Genomic DNA, 15,817 nt, shown 5'->3' on the forward strand with positions numbered 1-15,817 from the left:
GGAACTAGGTACTTGGCTGGATACCGCGCGGTCAGGGTCGCGTTGCGAGATGAGCCACTTCAGGAGAGGCGGTACGAGATAATCCATATCCTGGGGAGGGCCATGGCAATGATACACAAGATGGGAATTGAGCAAGCGGATGGCAACCTGACCAATTTTTTATTAGGGCCGGATGATGAGTTTGCCATGATAGACGAAGACGATATCCGTGTTTATTCAGGTGCGATTCCGGTTAATGTTGCAACACAAAACCTTGCAAATGTTGCAGCAAGGCTGGCGCATCACGAAATGATTGAAGAGTTGCTTGGCGCATATCTTGAAAAGAGGCATGATAAAGCAGGTGCTGAATGGAATACCGAAGAATTTTGGGCCAGTGTTTATTCTTGGAAGCAAATGTTCAAAAAGAAAAGGGTTCAGAAAAATATATCTCCCGACCGAGAGTTCGATTAATACAGAAGGGGTATTTAAATGAGTTATAGTTTACCTCTCACTGGACAGGAGTAACTCAATAGTGGGAGCGATACCACCTATTTATTGTGTTTCGTTGGAGAGCGATAAGAGTCGTAGGTTGCAGCTCTCTGAAAAGTTCCCAATTCATTTCAATATGATGAAATTAGTCGAGGCGGTCGACGGTCGGAAACTTGATCCTCAAAGATATTTTCAATATATTTTCCCTGCTGTTTCTTCAGGATACCGAATGCTGTCACCAGCGGAAATAGGTTGCACGTTGAGTCATATCAAAGCGATTAATAAATTTCTGGAGTCGAAGCGAGCAAGCGCGTTAATTATTGAGGATGATGTTATTGGAACAGATTCAGACTTGGGCTCAGTGCTTAATGACGTCGCAATGATGCCAGAGAACTCGGTCATTATTTTCGGCGGACAAGAGGGTATGCCATCGAGTAAGTATATATTCGGTAAGCCAGCCGGTATGAACGGTATTCTAAGGCTGCCAACGTACTCAAACTCCTATGTACTTCGTACGTGTTGCTACGGCGTGACACGGACAAGCGCAAAGGCAATGCTTGATGCCCATAGTGATTATTTAAAGCTAGCAGATGCCTGGAATCTGTTTTTCCGTGATACAGATATAAATATCCTGTTTACTAAGAAGTTATCACACCCCTATGACCGTTCAAGCAGTCATATCGAAAAAAGTCGGCTGCTTTTAAAAGGTACCTCCAAACCTTCTCTTATGGCCAGGTTTAAAAAAAGGGGCGTAAGGATTCGCCGCAGGCTTGGAGCTTTAGTTTGCTTCTTGGCAGGCTATCGTCGAGTTAAATGAAGGGTCTTTTACTCGGTTTGGTATTAAGATAAAAGTAATAATGTAATAAGTAAATATAACAGGAGGGTGGTTTAAGGGCACGTCGGTAAGGCTTGCAACACCATATAAAAATGCGAGCGCTGCTACAGTGTGGAACTTCCAGGATTTACAACCTGAAAATTTATATGACAGAATCATAGGTATAAGAAAAGTTGCTAGCAGAATAGCCAGGCCGACGACGCCTCTTTTAACAAGATTGTCTAAATATTGGTTGTGATAATGACGGGGCGCATAGTCAGCAGCTTCTTGCGTTATAATTTCCCGATTAATTAACTGTGGAAACATCTCACGGTGGTTTTCCCCGGAACCAAATAGCGGGTTAGCTTTAGAAATTTCAATTGCGCCTTTCCAGAACTGTAGCCTTAGGCCAATCGAGTCGGTAAGGTCGCCAGCTTCAATCTTCTTAAAATCAGTAATAGTGCTCTCTACGCGATCACTGAATATGTACGCGGGCACAGTAAAAGAAAGTCCGATGAGCAGGATAGCAGCGCTAGCTCTCAAATAATTTTTATCTATTAAGTTTCTGTACAAAAAAAATAAAAAGATCCCGGCGGCAAGAATCATTATGGGTAGAATAACCCCGCGGGTTCCCGTCATTGCAAGCGACACTAATAGTAGAAAACTCAGACAATAAAATATAAATTTTTTATTTAAATTTATCGAATATGCGATAAAAAAAGTGACCACTAGTATTGATGCCACACCTGTAGCGAAAGGAATGGGGTTATAGTTGAGTGCTGCTCTTCTTGAGCCTTCTATATAAAAAAAATAAAAGCAGACAGTGATGAAAAGCGCCGCTGATGCGGCTATTATGTATATAAAATGCTTCTCTTTTATTTCGTAATTATATATAATGGAAAGGTAAATAAGTATTGAAATCAGAGTCCTCAGTTCAGAGATATTGCCGCCGTTTATTTTATAGCTTAAAAAATAAAAAACGGTTGTAACTAGTAAGGTAAGGTAGTAGGGATTTCTAGGGTTGAATGTTGATTTATGGGAAAGGTTCCACCCTTTTAGTGAAATAAAAACGACAGCGCTTATAAGAATAATTACGGGAGCGTATTTGTAACCATCATGTACCATCCACATGATGGTTAGGATGTAGATGAGCGGGCTAAAAATCGCTGCGTGTACAATTTTATCGCGTGAGGGATAGCTGTATCTCATTGATTTTCCGGTGCAAAAAAAATATTTTCTCGTTTAAAAAATTATACCTTCGATTTTGTGAAAGGCCAGTATTAATTTGTTGCCAAGATATGGTCTAATGTTAATTATTTTCTGATCACGTTGTCGTGCAAGTTTTTGATCTAATTTCTGGTATGGTGAGAGCTTTGAATTTATTCCATATTTGTTTGGATTTTTTCAACATTGCGATCCGTCGCCGGGTTCCTGTCTATTATTTTTATAAAGAAAAAAACGTAGGTGATTTGCTAACGCCTTATCTGGTTGAAAAGATCACGGGGAAACCAGTTCATAATGTAAAAAGCCGGAAGTTCGGCCATCTTCTCGGTGTCGGCAGCATGATACATCGTGCGAAGAGGAATAGCGATATCTGGGGTACAGGAACGCTGGATTATACTATCGGATCTCAGTTTGATGTTTCTGAGTTGAAAGTTCACGCGCTACGGGGGCATCTAACAGCTGAAATTTTATATAGAGGAAAAGGTTATTTAGACCAATGTGTTCTTGGCGATCCGGCCATTTTGATGCCTGATTTTTATAAGCCCGCTGTTGAAAAGCAATATAAAGTTGGAGTAATTCCGCATTACGTCGATTTTGGTTCCAGCTCCATAGTTAAAATGTCTGACGTTCATGTAATAAATGTAAGAAAAGATCCGGAAGAGTTTGTACGTGAATTATTGATGTGTGATTACATACTCTCATCATCTCTCCATGGCCTTATTTTAGCGGATGCGTACGGAATTAAAAATAAATGGGTTTCTTTTTCAAATAAAGTGACAGGTGGCGGCTTTAAATTTAGAGATTACTATTCGACTACTGAAGCTAAAGGTGAATCATGTTTGACAATAGACTCTCGTGACGATTTTAAAAATGCGGTAAATAAAATTGAAGATTATGCGTCAGTAAAGTCATTTTCTGAGAGCAAAGACCGGCTCATTTCTTCTTTTCCAGATAGATATTTTGGTTTTGTTAAGTAAGACGTTGCTTGATCAATAAAACTTTAGCTTTATCGACCACCAAAGACGTCGTTTTTGAGTTCGTAACGAGAGCGGATTAATTTTACAGAGTGTATTAAGTGCGTTTAGTGCTTCTTTTTTATATCCTCTTGCCCAAAGCCGTTTTGCAACGCGACCTATATACCTTTCTGCGAGTACAGGGTTGTCTCGCAAAAAATCAGCATTTTTGGACAGCACTAACAGGTCAGACTCAGCTTGGGCCGTACTCGCACTAGGAGTGCTTAGCCTGTCTCCGGTGTGAATGCGGATGTAGACGCGTGCATCAACACTCTGGCGTCCAGTGTAACCGGCATTAAGCAATCGGAACGTGAGATCTCTGTCTTCAGACACAACCAATGTCTCATCAAAGCCACCGACTGTTTTAAATGCACTGACTCGATAGGCAGAGCCAGAACAACCAGTTTCCATAAGGCTGTTCAGAGCTTTTTTGTCTGTCAGGATTGGCGCCGCAGATGCCTTCGGGGCGTTCGTCTCCACTCTTTTACCAGTGTGATCATAAACAAGAGTTCTTGATGGCCAACAAAAGTCCACGTTTCCATCCGAACTGGCTAAAAACTTGTTTAACTCCTGAACATAGGTGGGAGAAAGCCAGTCATCATCATCGAGAAAGATAGCCCATTTTCCCTCGACATAGCCCATTCCAATATTACGTGCAGCTGAAACCCCATGACTATTCTCATTGCGTATGAACTTACAGCTTTCCGCAAGTTTGGGATCGATTAATTCTTCAATTGGTCGGTCACTGCCATCGTCCACCACAATAATGGAGGCAGCCGGTTCTGTTTGAGCCGTGGCGGAGGAGATGGCGTTAGCCGCGTAAGCAGGGCGATTTTTTGTCGTTATGATAACGTAGACGTTTGTTTCCATTTCTTCCAGCACCGTTAAATTCCAATACCGTCTTCGAGGTTACAAGTTAACCTCGGAGCCAACTCAATCAAAAGGCTGCGAAACGCTTTTTTCGTTTCAGCGTGTTCTCTAGATAAAATTGAGTATGGTTAAGAAGAGTATTTACGTTCATCTTCAGTGTCTGCGTCCGTGCCCATCGTTCTATGAAGGCCAGATATACGGTCCTGTCCACATGGGTGCTGAATTTCCCGTTAAAGAAGAATCCGAAAGAAAACCCTAGCTGTTGTTCGATACATGCGGACGAATTCAGTTTGGAGAATTCAAGATCTATTAGCCAGCAATTCTTCAAATCCCTTGTTAGCAGAAAATTGCCAGCCCATGGGTCGAGATGCAAGAGTCGGTCTCTGATAGCGATAAGTAGCGTATCGAAGGCGAGAGTTAATGCGGGGCCTATGGACTCTGGATGGCTGGTGACGAACTCTTCGAGCGTCAGTGTGTCCGTAAGATTGCGTGTTACAGAAAAGGTTTTTACAGGGAGTCCCGCTCTGTTCGTCGACCATCCATAGGCGAATAACTCAGGTATGTAAGGTCTTTTCTGCATCCTAATAGCGGTATGGAGTTCGGCTGTTGCCCACTCATATCGGCCGTGTCGTTTAATTCCGAGGCGGGCTCTTACTCTCTGACTCAAGTATCGTAAGGTATTTACTTTCAGGATTGCCGGTTTTCCCTTATAAATACCAGTGCTTGTTGTTTTGTTGATGGGCTGTTCCAACATTTTTTTCACATCTATCAACCACTCGAACTCCGTCTCGGCCGCCCCCCCTGTGTCTTTCTCTGTGTAGACGGTCAGCGCTTTATCGTTCAATAAGCGGTTATAGGCCGGACTCTCTAGGTAGCGCATCCTGAAGCTCATGATTTCAATGGCGGGAGGTTGAAGTGCTTTGCAAGATTGATCCATTGATCACGGTTTGCATCCCCTTTAACGTTCGCTTTTTGTAGAGATACCGATTGGGAGAAAGGTATGGGATACGGCTTGTCGCTTGGCTCCGTCGACCTGCGCGACCTTGTGCCATTGTGCCAGCTAACCGCTTTGAACCAGAGATCATCAGCTTTGGGTGCCAGTTTCCTAAACAGGTCGGCATTGGTAGTAATCTCTGGCAGGGAACCTACGGGATAAAGTACACCGCCGTAACCAAGGGGGAGGGTGTTGTCGTGAGATTGTCCAGGGGCTTCGTCTACCCACTGTTTATATGGTTTGGGGCTCCCGTTGTCACGGAATTGTATAGTGCGACATTGGTGTCCAATTATGTCACTAGGGAAAGCCTGATGCGCACTCATCAGCCTCTCCAGCCAGTCAGCCGGGTACATTAAATCGTCATCGCAGGTTACGATGATGTGATCAGGAAATTCGCTGAGGCTGTGTATCAGCTTTGTGTGAGGCCCGACGTCTTCCCGAAACCGAATTTCAAAATGCGGCCCAATGAGCTGCTTGAGTCTCGGTGGGATCGCATCTTTGCAATGTTCTCCCAGCCAGAGGATAACCTTTTTCGGTTTTATCGACTGATTAAGTATGCTGAGAACTGCAAAGTGAACATGCTTCAAGCGCGGAGCAATTGATGTCAGCGAAACGATAATATTTGGGTTCGGCTGGCCGTGGTAACCATCGGCGCTCGGCATTTTTAGTCTGAGCTTTACCATGCGCCATAGGGAAGGTGGGTACTCTTTTATCTTCATCGAGTGCTCCAGTGATCTAAGGTTAGGTTTTGCCGGCGTCGGTTGTGCTCTGCTTCGTAATACCGTTATCTGCCCAAAACGTCCCGTTTTCCTTCACCGCTTTTCGAATCGCCCGATTCTTGGCCCAGACGTCCGGCCTGGAATAGCCACGGGCATGATCAAGGTGCAGACACACGGTGCTGTAGCGAATCTGCCTGGACTTATGGCCGTAGTTCCAGAGCCTTTCGCCCAGTTCCCGGTCGAGGCCGCCGTACTGCATGTCTTCGTTAAACCCGTTGACCGCCATAAGGTCTTTTGTCCAGGTTGAGCTGTTCATACCGTTCCAGCTGGCGGCAGCGGGTGTTACCGCGTTGAGCAGTTTCCTGGCCAGGGCCGAGCGGGAAAGCTTCCAGAGCTTGTGGTTTTTCGGTTGGCCCTGGGCCACGAGCCAGCTGGCGTCGAAAACCCTGCCTGAGCGGATGTCATCGTCAGAGATGGCTTTTGAAACGGGCATGGTCAGTTTGATGTAGCCGCCTGATAAAAAGTATCCGGGCTCCGCTAGCCTGCGGTGGGTCTCGATGAAACCGGGCTCGGGAATGCAGTCGCCGTCGGTAAAGATCAGGTAGTCGCAGTCGGTCTGGGCGATGGCCTTGTTGAGGATTTCGCACTTACGGAAGCCGTCGTCTTCCTGCCAGACGTGGTCGATGTCCAGTATGCCGTGCTCCCGGTAAGTGTCGATCAGCAGCCCTGTGTCCTCCCTCGAACCGTCATCAGCAATGATGACCCGAAACTCGCTGAGGCTCTGGTTCTCATAACCGGTCAATACCTTGGCAAGCCATTCAGGCGAATTGTAGGTGGTGATCACTACGCCAATGCGTTCGGGGTGCATCAAGTCGGACCTGGTACCAGAGGGTTGTGGGGCTGTTAGTCGGGCCAGGGAATTATACAGTTTTTAGCAGCGGCGCGTAGCAGCTCAACAGACCCGGTCCGGGTTGTAGGGGTCTCTCTGCCCCGGTGGTCTGTGGCGAAACCGTTTGTACTCCCATTGATACTGGGCGGGGATTGCTCTCACACAATCTTCTATCGACTGGTTCAGGGCCGTGGCCGCAACCACCGGGTCAGCATCGTCAACGCCGGGCTCTGTTGACCGTATGACGATCCGGAAGCCACGGCTGTCTGGCAGCCGCTCGGCGTAGGTAACCAGTGCTTGTGCGCCGGTCCTCTGCATCAGTTTGGAAGCCAGGGTCATGGTCTTGACGTCAATGCCAAAGAAAGGTGCGAATGCGTTGCCCTTACCCCGGGGCGACTGGTCAGGCAAAATGCCCGCTACGCCACCTTCCCGGAGTATGGCCGCCAGCCGGCCGAGACCGCGTCTGTCGCCACGGACCAGCTCAGAGCCCAGCCGACCGCGGACCTTGATCATATACTCCTCGAACTCTTTGATATGGGGCGGGCTGTAGAGTGCGGCCATCTTGTAGCGGGAGGAGAAATACAGGCCTGCAAGTTCCCAGTTGCCTAGGTGAGGGGCAAGAAGAATCAGGCCCTGGCCCTTCTCAAGCACTTCGTCGAGAAGGTGTGCCCCTTCCACTTCCCGTACCAGGCCGAGGCACTTTTCCACCGGCCATTCCCACATCAAGGGGATTTCAACCAGAGTCTCACCAGTATGGCGCAGGCTATTGCGTGCAAGCTCGGCGCGGGCTTCCGCATCCAGCTCCGGCATGCACAGAGCGAGATTGGTTTCGGTAATCCCCCGGTAGCGTGTCTTCAGATACCAGCCCAGCAGACCAAGGGCAGAGCCGATTTTCTGGGCGGCTCGCAATGACATTGAGCCGGCAGCGCGGAGCAGGGCGCTGATAAGAAAATACTTGAGCGCTCTCATATTCGCCCGTTCCCGTGTAATTATATGAAGGCGAAAGAAAATTACCATTGTCCCGAAGGATGCGCAATGTACCTCAAAGGCGGGGCTTGCGGTTGGCACTGGAGAGCGTGGCATTATGCAGCCGGTATCGGTCTATTTTATAACCCTCAATGAAGAACTCAGGCTGCGGGAGTCCCTGGCGCAGGTTGCCGACTGGGCCGACGAGGTGATTGTGGTTGATTCCGGTAGCACAGATAACACTGAGGCTATTGCGAATGCCTATGGCGCACGTTTTGTTCGCCATCCCTGGCAGGGCTTCGCCTGCCAGAAAGCCTACGCTGCCAGTCTGTGCCGAAACCACTGGGTTCTGGACCTGGACGCCGACGAAGTGCTATCAGATGCCCTTGTGGCCAATATCCGCAAGCGCTTCGCTGAGCCCCAGCCGCCAGACCTGGCGGGCTATAAGATGCGCTGGATACTTTCTCAGCCCCAGGCCGGACACCCGTTTCGCTTCGACAAGCCCCAGCGGATCCTGCGCCTATACAACCGCAATAAAGCCTCGATTGCCGCCGAACCAGGAAGCAATGATGACCGTCCCAGAGTGCATGAGGGCAGGGTGGAGTTCCTGCCGGGCGATGTGCTGCATCGTACCTTGGTAGATCTTGGGCAGATCGAGCGGAAATACATGCAGCTCTCCGACGAGCAGGCCCGGTTTCTGGCGCGCAAGGGGCGCGCCATCTCCAGTCTCAGGCTGGCGTTGGAAATTCCCCTAAAATTCCTCAAGTACTATCTGTTGCGGGGCCAGTTCCGCAATGGCTGGTATGGGCTCAGTCTGTCCGTACTCGGCGCTAACAGGAATTTCATGCGACTGGCCAAGGCACGGGAGCTGCAGATGCTTGCCAGGCTTCAGGAGTGGGAGGCGGACAGAAGAGAGCGGTAGAAATCGAGTGTGCCCCGAATCATGGCGTCGGAGGTTAACAACCGCTCAGCCCTGGCAAATGCTTCCGACTGGTTTTGTCCCAGTGCCTCCAGATCACCCAGGTGGGCAGCCAGCAGTTCGGCCAGTGCCGGCGCCGAACTGTCCCGGGCCAGGCAAGCCGCGGGCAGGAATTCCGTTACTCCGCTGACCGGAGTGGCAAGCAGGGGGCATCCCGCCAGCAGAGCCTCCACCAGAAGAAAGGGGAACCCTTCCCGCTGCGAGCTGATAATGCAGGCGTCAGCATGGGCGAGCCAGTCGCGAACGTTCTCGCAATAACCGGGGAGCGAAACGCTGCCTTCAATACCCAGGTCGTGGCGAAGCTGCTCAAGCCGCTGGCGCTGGCTTCCCTCGCCGAGGATGACCAGCTGTCCCGGGCCCGAAACCTGTGCCCAGGCCCGCAGCAGGTTGTCAAAGCCTTTCACTGTCTCCAGACGCCCAGCCGTGACCACCACGGGCCTGGTCCCGGGCATGGCGGCCGGTCGGCCCAGGGCAGGGGCGACGAAGGGCAGGCCATTATGGATCAGTGCTTTACGCCGGTGGTCAAGGGAAGCGTGGATTTGCTGACTTACGGCGATGACGCCCTCAAGGCTTCTGAAGTTTCGATGGGAGGATTTGGTGCCATGCACCGTCCCCGCCCGCACATGACCGCGCCGGTGGGAGCTGAGGAGCTGGGCAGCCTTGTTGCCCTGGGCATGGCAGATGTCAGGCTGCACTGTCTTCAGAAGCTGGCGCAGCCTGAATCTGAGCCAGGGATTACGACGGCCCAGGTTCATGGGCAGACCATGGAAACGGATCGCGGGATTAAAGCGGTCCCGATAAGCCGGGTGCGCAGCCACATGAACCTCTTTGCCCGCCCGTGCAAGCCCTTCAGCCAGAACGCTGGTATGCGTCTCCATCCCTCCCCAGCCAGTGCCCGGGGTGGCGAGCACAAGCAGGATTCGCAGCGGCGCAGGCATCAGTCAGCTGTGCCCCTGCCGGGTTGGGTGGGGTCATGGTGCTGGGCCAGCGCCTGCTCATAGACTGCAAGTGTGGCGAGGGTCTGGGCTTCGAGCCGGAAGCGTGCAGGAATTTGGATGCTGTACTCGTCGATATCCAGCAGTGCCAGAGCCTTGCGGGCCAAAGCCTGCGCGTCATCCGGTGCCACCAGGCCATCGGGGAAGCAGGCTTTGAGGGACTCGGCAGCGCCACCCCGCTCGTAGGCCACAACCGGGGTGCCGGAGGCCAGGGCTTCGGTTACTGTGCGGCCAAATGGCTCAGGTTTGGTTGACATGTGGCAAGCCAGGTCGGCCACCTGGTAAAGCTCGGCCATGTCGTGGCGCTGGCCCAGGAAGGTCACGTGATGGAGAAGCCCGAGCTTGTCCCTTAGTGCCTCCAGCTCTGCCATAAAACGGATCTTGCCGTCTTCAACGCCGCCGACTATCAGGCCATGAACATCAGAGCGTTGCTTAACCAGGGAGGCCATCACTTCAAGGAAGTCGCGCTGGCCCTTCCATCGCGAAATACGGCCAGGCATAAGCAGCAGCTTTTTGCCCACCAGTTGAGGCTGCTCGCTGAAAAACCGCTGTGACCACTCCGGGCTGAGCCGGCCACGCTGGAAGCGCGCCACATCAACGCCTCGCTGGATGACAGTCAGTCTGTCAGGGTCGACATCATAACTGTCGATCACATAGTCACGGACACAGTTGGACACAGCAATCAGATGCTGCGCCTTGGTCATCACCGCGCTGTAGGGATTTACCGAATACATGCCGTGGAAGGTGGCGACGAGTGGAGGGCGCTCTTTCTCGGGGAGCCCTTTCCATGCCAGATAAACGATCCAGGCAGGCATTCGGGAGCGAACATGGACAATATCGGGCCTGAGCTCGCGCAGGAGTCGGCGCATGGGGCGAACCTGCCCGAAGGATGCCAGGGACTTGCGATGGACCGGACGGGTAACGTGCCTCGACCCGCCGGCTTCGAGCTGGCGGACCAGGGGCCCACCCGCTGACAGGACGATGGACTCGTGGCCCCGGTTGACCAGTTCTGCGGCAAACTCGACGGTGCCCCTCTCAACGCCGCCGCTGTTCAGGGCGGGCAGTACCTGGAGGACTCTCACGGCTTCATCCCCGGCACCAGCGTGTCCAGCACCCAGCGGGCGGCACGATCGGCTTCCCACAGCGTCGGGACGACCTGCCGGGAGTCCCCCGTTTCTCCGGGCGGGGCCATTAGCGCATGATGATCCTGCCATCGGGCCGCGCGACCACCGGAAAGCAACGCCTCGACGCTCCGGACGATTCTCGTGTTGGCTTTCGGCGCAAGCTCGAACAGACCTGTCGGGATGCCGGCTGTGAGGGCTTCATAGACCATCGAGCCACTATCAGGGGTGACCCATACGGCCCTTACCGCGGCCAGGGTGTGAGCCAGCCAGTCTTCGTGGCTGCGACCGGGGTTGGTGACGGTGGTCTTTGGACCTGCGAGCTCCTCCAGTTGCGCCCCCAGCTCTGCAGGGGTGCGGCGAGTGCTGCTAACGGTCCAGCGCCAGTTCGGATAGGCCTGCATAAGTTGCAGGAGCTGGCTGAAGACCAGGTCGTTATCCCATTCATAATGCTTTGAGGGCCCCCCAACCAGTACCAGAGCTTCAGGCTTGGTGGTGAGCTTCGCCATGGGCATGATGTTGTTAATGACCCCTTCAGTCAGCAGTACCCGTTTACCCGGCTTGACCTGGTCATGCTCGGGAAGAATGGCTGCATCCACCCATGACAGCGGGAATGACGGTTTCATCAGTACCAGGGTCCGGACGTTTCGCTTGTGTCGCAGGGCGAGCAACAATCGATGAGTCCCTGATCCGGCGCCTATGACCAGGTCCGGCTTGGGTAAATCCAGTTTGGGGGCCACCCCTAAAAGTGCGCGCCATACCGGGGTACGAACCTGGGTTGCGTCAACCCAGTGGGTGCTGGCGCCGGACAGCACCCGCAGCCGGTTGCCGAGCCCCTTGAGCTGATTGCGGTGGCCCGGCCTCTGATCAGATACCAGCCAGATGACCGGCGTCCGGCGCGCGCGCCTCCTCATTTTCGGGATTTACCGTAAAAGCTCGGGTCCTGGCGGGAAGGTCGCGTTTTAAAGCGGCGGTGCATCCAGAGGTACTGGTCTGGGTGGCGCCGGATCTCCTGCTCGATGGTATGGTTCACCAGGGCAGCATCTGTCAAATCATCCCCGGATGGGAAATTGCTCAGAGCCGGATGGAAATACAGGTCGTAGCCGATGCTGCCCTCCCGCCGAAAATGACTGAAGGGCACTACCGCGCATCGGCTGCGCTCTGCAATACGGGACGTTGTGGTGATGCTGGCGGCAGGTGTATTGAAGAACGGCGCGAAGACCGTCCCCCGGCGCCCGTAGTCCTGATCCGTGGCGTACCAGATTGGCCGGTTCAGCCTGAGTCTTTTCAGCAACCCCCGTAGATCCTTGTTGCCCAGCACCATGCCATAGCGACGCTCCCGCGCCCGCGTCATGACTGCGTTCATCAGGGAGTTATTATGGTCCCTTTGCATGACGTCGGCGTCGATGTAGAGCGAAATAAGGCTGCCGCCCAGATCCAGGGTGCTGTAGTGCCCGCCGAGCAACAGGACACCATTACCCCCGGCGAGTCCGTTTTCCAGATGCTCCAGCCCGTGGACCTGGGTCATCTCCCTGAGGCCGGTAGGGTCGCGGAACCAGGCAACGCCAATCTCGAGGATGCCAATGCCGTTTGAGCGAAAGGTTTTCTTCACCAGCGCCTCTTGCTCAGCGGCAGAGTATTCGGGAAAGCATACCCGGATATTAGTAGCGGTGACGTGGCGACGAGAAGGGAGCAGGTGATAGGCCAGGCCACCAATACTGGCCCCCAGCCACCACTGGAGTCGTAAAGGCAGTCGCGAGATCAGCCAGATCAGACTGATCATCAGCCAGGTTGGCCACCATTTCGGATGGCGGTAGCAGGAGTAGCGGGTTTCTCTGGTGCTGGATCTGGGTTTGGTCACGTATTGGGGCCGAAGTGATGGAACAGACTATTGACTTGAAAGTGGCAGTTTACCGGTCCTGCTCCATAGACAGAAGCCCGGAGGCAGCAACCTGTGATTCCGTTGCCCCATTGCCAGCCGGTTTGGTTAGAATGTCCGCCTGCCCGAACGGGCAACGAACTGATCAGTCCGGAGCCTGCATGCTGCATTTTTTATATTCCCTGTTTTTTCGTATGGCTTTGCCGTTCGTTCTTTTAAGGCTCTGGTGGCAGGGTCGGGATTCCAGGGAAGCCATGACCCACTGGCGCCAGCGTCTGGGTTACCTGCCAAGGTCCGAGCAGCCAGTTATCTGGGTGCATGCGGTTTCGGTAGGCGAAACAATCGCGGCAGCACCCCTGGTTGAGGCCCTTCTGGTTCAGGTCCCGCAGACTCCCATCCTGATGTCGGCAATGACAGCCACGGGTAACGAAAGGGCGCGATCGATGTTTGGTGACCGCGTCAGCTATGCCTACTCACCCTATGACACCCCAGGCTCGGTACGGCGCTTCCTGGACAGGGCCCGGCCCAAGGCCCTGGTGATCATGGAAACCGAACTCTGGCCCAACATGATCTCTCTTAGCCATAAGCGGGGCCTGCCTATTTTTCTCATCAACGCCCGACTGTCTGAGCGTTCGGCCAGAGGCTACGGGCGGGTGCTGTCTCTGGTCCGGCCACTGCTGGGCAGTATCACCTGGATTGCAGCCCAGGCCGGCGAAGACGCCCGCCGATTCCTCAGTATCGGAGCCAGGCCGGAATCGGTATCGGTGACAGGGAGCATCAAGTTCGACGTCGCAATTCCGGCTGAAATACGGGCTGCCGCAGATTTGCTCAGAGGTGATGTCCTGGGTCGGCAGCGGCCCGTGTGGATAGCTGCGAGTACCCACGATGGCGAAGACCAGCAGATTCTTGAAGCGCACCGGCTGCTTCTGGCGAAACATACCGATGCGTTGCTGATTCTCGTGCCCAGGCATCCCGAGCGGTTTGAAGCCGTGGCGGCGCTGGTAAAACAGTCGCCGTTCACTCTGGCGCGCCGGTCAGAGGGTGCCTCTGCCAAGCACAGCGAGGTCTACCTCGCCGACTCCATGGGTGAGCTGCTGATGCTGTACGGGGCGGCAGATGTGGCGTTCGTGGGTGGCTCGCTCATTGAGCGGGGCGGGCACAACCCCCTGGAGCCAGCAGCCTGGGGGATGCCAGTCGTCTCGGGCCCCCATGTCTTCAATTTTGAAACCATTTACGGTCAGCTCGCCGACGGCGGCGCGTTTTATTCAGTCGCGAATGCCGAGGAACTGGCGAGCTGCGTTATGGGGCTCTTTGATGCGCCCGAATCGGCTGCCCGCTCAGGTCACAATGCCCGCATGGTGGTGGACGCCAACCGTGGGGCACTGGACAGGGTCGTAGCCGGTATTATTGATCGGGTGTAGTGACGGGGTCCTCAATGGTTTCGTCCTCATTCGCCAGGGCTTCAATGCCGGGCGCGGCCAGGCTCAGCCATTGATTGAGCGCGATCAGATCCTGGGGGCTGAGTGTCCCTGCTGACTGTTTGAGGCTCAGCGTGTTGATCACGTAATCATAACGGGCGTTGGCGTAGTTGCTCAGGGCGATGTAGTAATTGCGCTCCGCATCCAGTACCTCGACGATATTTCGGGTTCCCACGTCGTAGCCTGCCCGGGTGGCGTCTAGGGCGCTGCGCCTGGAAACAATGGTCTGTTCCAGGGCCGAAACCGACTCAATGTTGGTGTTCACCGTCAGGAACAGGCTACGGGTGTTCACCCGCACATCACGGCGGACGGTACGAAGTGTCTCTTCGGCCACATCCACCAGGGAGCGCTGGCGTCGCACACCCGCCTGGATCCCGCCACCCAGGTAGATGGGCACATTCAGCGACAGACTGATAACCGCTTCCGTTGTGGTGCCGTCACCGGCGCGCTGGGCTGCGACGGCGGTTCCGGGCTGGTCGAGGCCATTAATTTCACTCTGGCCATAGGACGCATTGAGGTCCAGTGTTGGCAAGCGCTGGGATTTCGCGCTACGAAGGGTTGCCTCGCTGGCATTGAGTTCAAAGAGAGTCGACTGGATCTGCCAGTTCTGCTCCAGAGCAATCTGTTCCCAGGCGGTTGGATCCATGGGCTCGGGGCGCAGGAGCGGGAAGTCCTGCTCGAGATTTTCCAGTTGCTCGGGGTACTCGCCTGTCAGTCTCGCCAGGCGCTCACGGGCAATGTCGAGTTCCTGTTCGGCAACAATACGCTGGGTCTTGGCATCATCGTAGCTGGCCCGGGCTTCATAGACTTCGGTGATGGCTATCAGGCCCACCTCATAACGTTCCTGGGCCTGCTCATACTGTCGCTGAATGGCTGCTTCCGTGGCTCGGGCGGTAGTCAGGGTATCGTTGGCCCTTAGCACGTTGAAGTAGGCCGTTGCAGCGTCCAGGATCAGTTGCTGTTGGGCCAGGTTGTACTCTGCCTGGGCAGACTCGGTTTCAAACTTGCTCGACTCGTAATTGAACCAGGCGTCCGCGCGAAACAGTGGCTGGGATAACTGGAGGCCATAGCTGAGAGTGGTGTAATCAACGTCCCGAAAGTCGCTGTCCGAATCGGTGTAGCTGGCGTCTCCAAAGGCGCTCACCTGGGGCAGGAGGTTGCTCCGGACGACATTGATATTGGCATCCTGGGCCTCAAAGGAGGCGCGGGCTGCGGCAATGCCGGAATCGTAGGAAAGCGCTTTCTCATAAGTCTCAACCAGGTCAAGTGCGAGGACCGGTTGGGTCGAAAGTAGCGCGATCAGTCCGGAAAGCATAAGTTTCTTCATGAAAACTCCTGGTTACTCGAGAGCGTCTCTGCTTGAGCCAGTGTTATGCGGAAAGGCCGGGGAAAGGCTCCGAAAACCCAG

General features: G+C 53.7%; 16 protein-coding genes. 5 read left to right on the forward strand and 11 right to left on the reverse strand.

Annotated features, from left to right (window positions below; all coding sequences use genetic code 11):
- The first annotated feature begins 102 nt into the window (after positions 1 to 102).
- Together G7W63_RS13285 and G7W63_RS13290 are read left to right on the forward strand one after the other, a co-directional pair.
- On the forward strand, positions 103 to 450 hold the full coding sequence (locus G7W63_RS13285; RefSeq protein ID WP_166258888.1) for a hypothetical protein: 348 nt from the start codon (positions 103 to 105) through the stop codon (positions 448 to 450).
- 61 nt (positions 451 to 511) lie between these two features.
- Positions 512 to 1,285 carry a glycosyltransferase family 25 protein gene (locus G7W63_RS13290; RefSeq protein WP_166258891.1) on the forward strand — a complete coding sequence of 258 codons (774 nt, stop codon included), beginning with the start codon at positions 512 to 514 and terminating at the stop codon, positions 1,283 to 1,285.
- Here the strand turns inward: G7W63_RS13290 and G7W63_RS13295 are convergent.
- The gene (locus G7W63_RS13295; RefSeq protein WP_166258894.1) at positions 1,247 to 2,491 is read right to left on the reverse strand and encodes an O-antigen ligase family protein; all 1,245 of its coding nucleotides are present in this window, start codon (positions 2,489 to 2,491) and stop codon (positions 1,247 to 1,249) included. The genes G7W63_RS13290 and G7W63_RS13295 overlap by 39 nt on opposite strands.
- Positions 2,492 to 2,616: 125 nt before the next feature.
- Here G7W63_RS13295 and G7W63_RS13300 point away from each other — a divergent pair, with 125 nt between their 5' ends.
- On the forward strand, positions 2,617 to 3,483 hold the full coding sequence (locus G7W63_RS13300) for a polysaccharide pyruvyl transferase family protein (protein ID WP_166258897.1): 867 nt from the start codon (positions 2,617 to 2,619) through the stop codon (positions 3,481 to 3,483).
- Positions 3,484 to 3,495: 12 nt separating this feature from the next.
- On the opposite strand, the gene G7W63_RS13305 is transcribed toward G7W63_RS13300, so the two are convergent.
- From G7W63_RS13305 to G7W63_RS13325, 5 genes are all read right to left on the reverse strand, one after another.
- Entirely contained in the window at positions 3,496 to 4,401 is a 906-nt protein-coding gene (locus tag G7W63_RS13305; protein ID WP_166258900.1) for a glycosyltransferase family 2 protein, read from the reverse strand.
- A 55-nt stretch (positions 4,402 to 4,456) separates the two neighbouring features.
- On the reverse strand, positions 4,457 to 5,269 hold the full coding sequence (locus G7W63_RS13310; protein WP_166258904.1) for a hypothetical protein: 813 nt from the start codon (positions 5,267 to 5,269) through the stop codon (positions 4,457 to 4,459).
- 8 nt (positions 5,270 to 5,277) lie between these two features.
- Positions 5,278 to 6,102 (reverse strand): glycosyltransferase family A protein, encoded by an 825-nt coding sequence (locus G7W63_RS13315; protein WP_166258907.1) that lies wholly within the window; start codon positions 6,100 to 6,102, stop codon positions 5,278 to 5,280.
- A gap of 22 nt (positions 6,103 to 6,124) precedes the next feature.
- A complete protein-coding gene (locus tag G7W63_RS13320; protein WP_166258910.1) occupies positions 6,125 to 6,970 on the reverse strand; it encodes a glycosyltransferase family 2 protein in 846 nt (281 codons plus the stop codon).
- Positions 6,971 to 7,054: 84 nt separating this feature from the next.
- Entirely contained in the window at positions 7,055 to 7,960 is a 906-nt protein-coding gene (locus G7W63_RS13325; RefSeq protein ID WP_166258913.1) for a lysophospholipid acyltransferase family protein, read from the reverse strand.
- 115 nt (positions 7,961 to 8,075) lie between these two features.
- Between G7W63_RS13325 and G7W63_RS13330 the strand changes: the two genes are divergently transcribed.
- Positions 8,076 to 8,879, forward strand: coding sequence for a glycosyltransferase family 2 protein (locus G7W63_RS13330; RefSeq protein WP_207308955.1), 804 nt, complete (start codon positions 8,076 to 8,078; stop codon positions 8,877 to 8,879).
- Here the strand turns inward: G7W63_RS13330 and G7W63_RS13335 are convergent.
- Genes G7W63_RS13335 through lpxL form a run of 4 tightly spaced genes read right to left on the reverse strand, consistent with a single transcriptional unit; the run spans position 8,846 to position 12,913 of the window.
- Positions 8,846 to 9,874: a glycosyltransferase gene (locus G7W63_RS13335; protein WP_166258915.1), complete on the reverse strand. Its 1,029-nt coding sequence runs from the start codon at positions 9,872 to 9,874 to the stop codon at positions 8,846 to 8,848. The two genes, G7W63_RS13330 and G7W63_RS13335, sit on opposite strands and share 34 nt — an antisense overlap.
- The gene (locus G7W63_RS13340) at positions 9,874 to 11,013 is read right to left on the reverse strand and encodes a glycosyltransferase family 4 protein (RefSeq protein ID WP_166258917.1); all 1,140 of its coding nucleotides are present in this window, start codon (positions 11,011 to 11,013) and stop codon (positions 9,874 to 9,876) included. Before G7W63_RS13340 ends, G7W63_RS13335 begins: the two co-directional genes overlap by 1 nt.
- A complete protein-coding gene (locus tag G7W63_RS13345) occupies positions 11,010 to 11,966 on the reverse strand; it encodes a mitochondrial fission ELM1 family protein (RefSeq protein ID WP_166258920.1) in 957 nt (318 codons plus the stop codon). The genes G7W63_RS13340 and G7W63_RS13345 overlap by 4 nt, the downstream gene beginning before the upstream one ends.
- A complete protein-coding gene (gene lpxL / locus G7W63_RS13350; protein ID WP_166258923.1) occupies positions 11,963 to 12,913 on the reverse strand; it encodes an LpxL/LpxP family Kdo(2)-lipid IV(A) lauroyl/palmitoleoyl acyltransferase in 951 nt (316 codons plus the stop codon). Before lpxL ends, G7W63_RS13345 begins: the two co-directional genes overlap by 4 nt.
- A gap of 179 nt (positions 12,914 to 13,092) precedes the next feature.
- On the opposite strand from lpxL, the gene waaA reads away from it, so the two are divergent.
- Positions 13,093 to 14,352: a lipid IV(A) 3-deoxy-D-manno-octulosonic acid transferase gene (gene waaA, locus G7W63_RS13355; protein ID WP_166258926.1), complete on the forward strand. Its 1,260-nt coding sequence runs from the start codon at positions 13,093 to 13,095 to the stop codon at positions 14,350 to 14,352.
- On the opposite strand, the gene G7W63_RS13360 is transcribed toward waaA, so the two are convergent.
- Positions 14,336 to 15,736 (reverse strand): TolC family outer membrane protein, encoded by a 1,401-nt coding sequence (locus G7W63_RS13360; RefSeq protein WP_166258930.1) that lies wholly within the window; start codon positions 15,734 to 15,736, stop codon positions 14,336 to 14,338. The two genes, waaA and G7W63_RS13360, sit on opposite strands and share 17 nt — an antisense overlap.
- Between the last annotated feature and the right edge of the window lie 81 nt (positions 15,737 to 15,817).

The sequence above is a fragment of the Marinobacter salicampi genome (genome assembly GCF_011074795.1).
In the GTDB taxonomy this organism is placed as follows: Bacteria; Pseudomonadota; Gammaproteobacteria; order Pseudomonadales; family Oleiphilaceae; genus Marinobacter; species Marinobacter salicampi.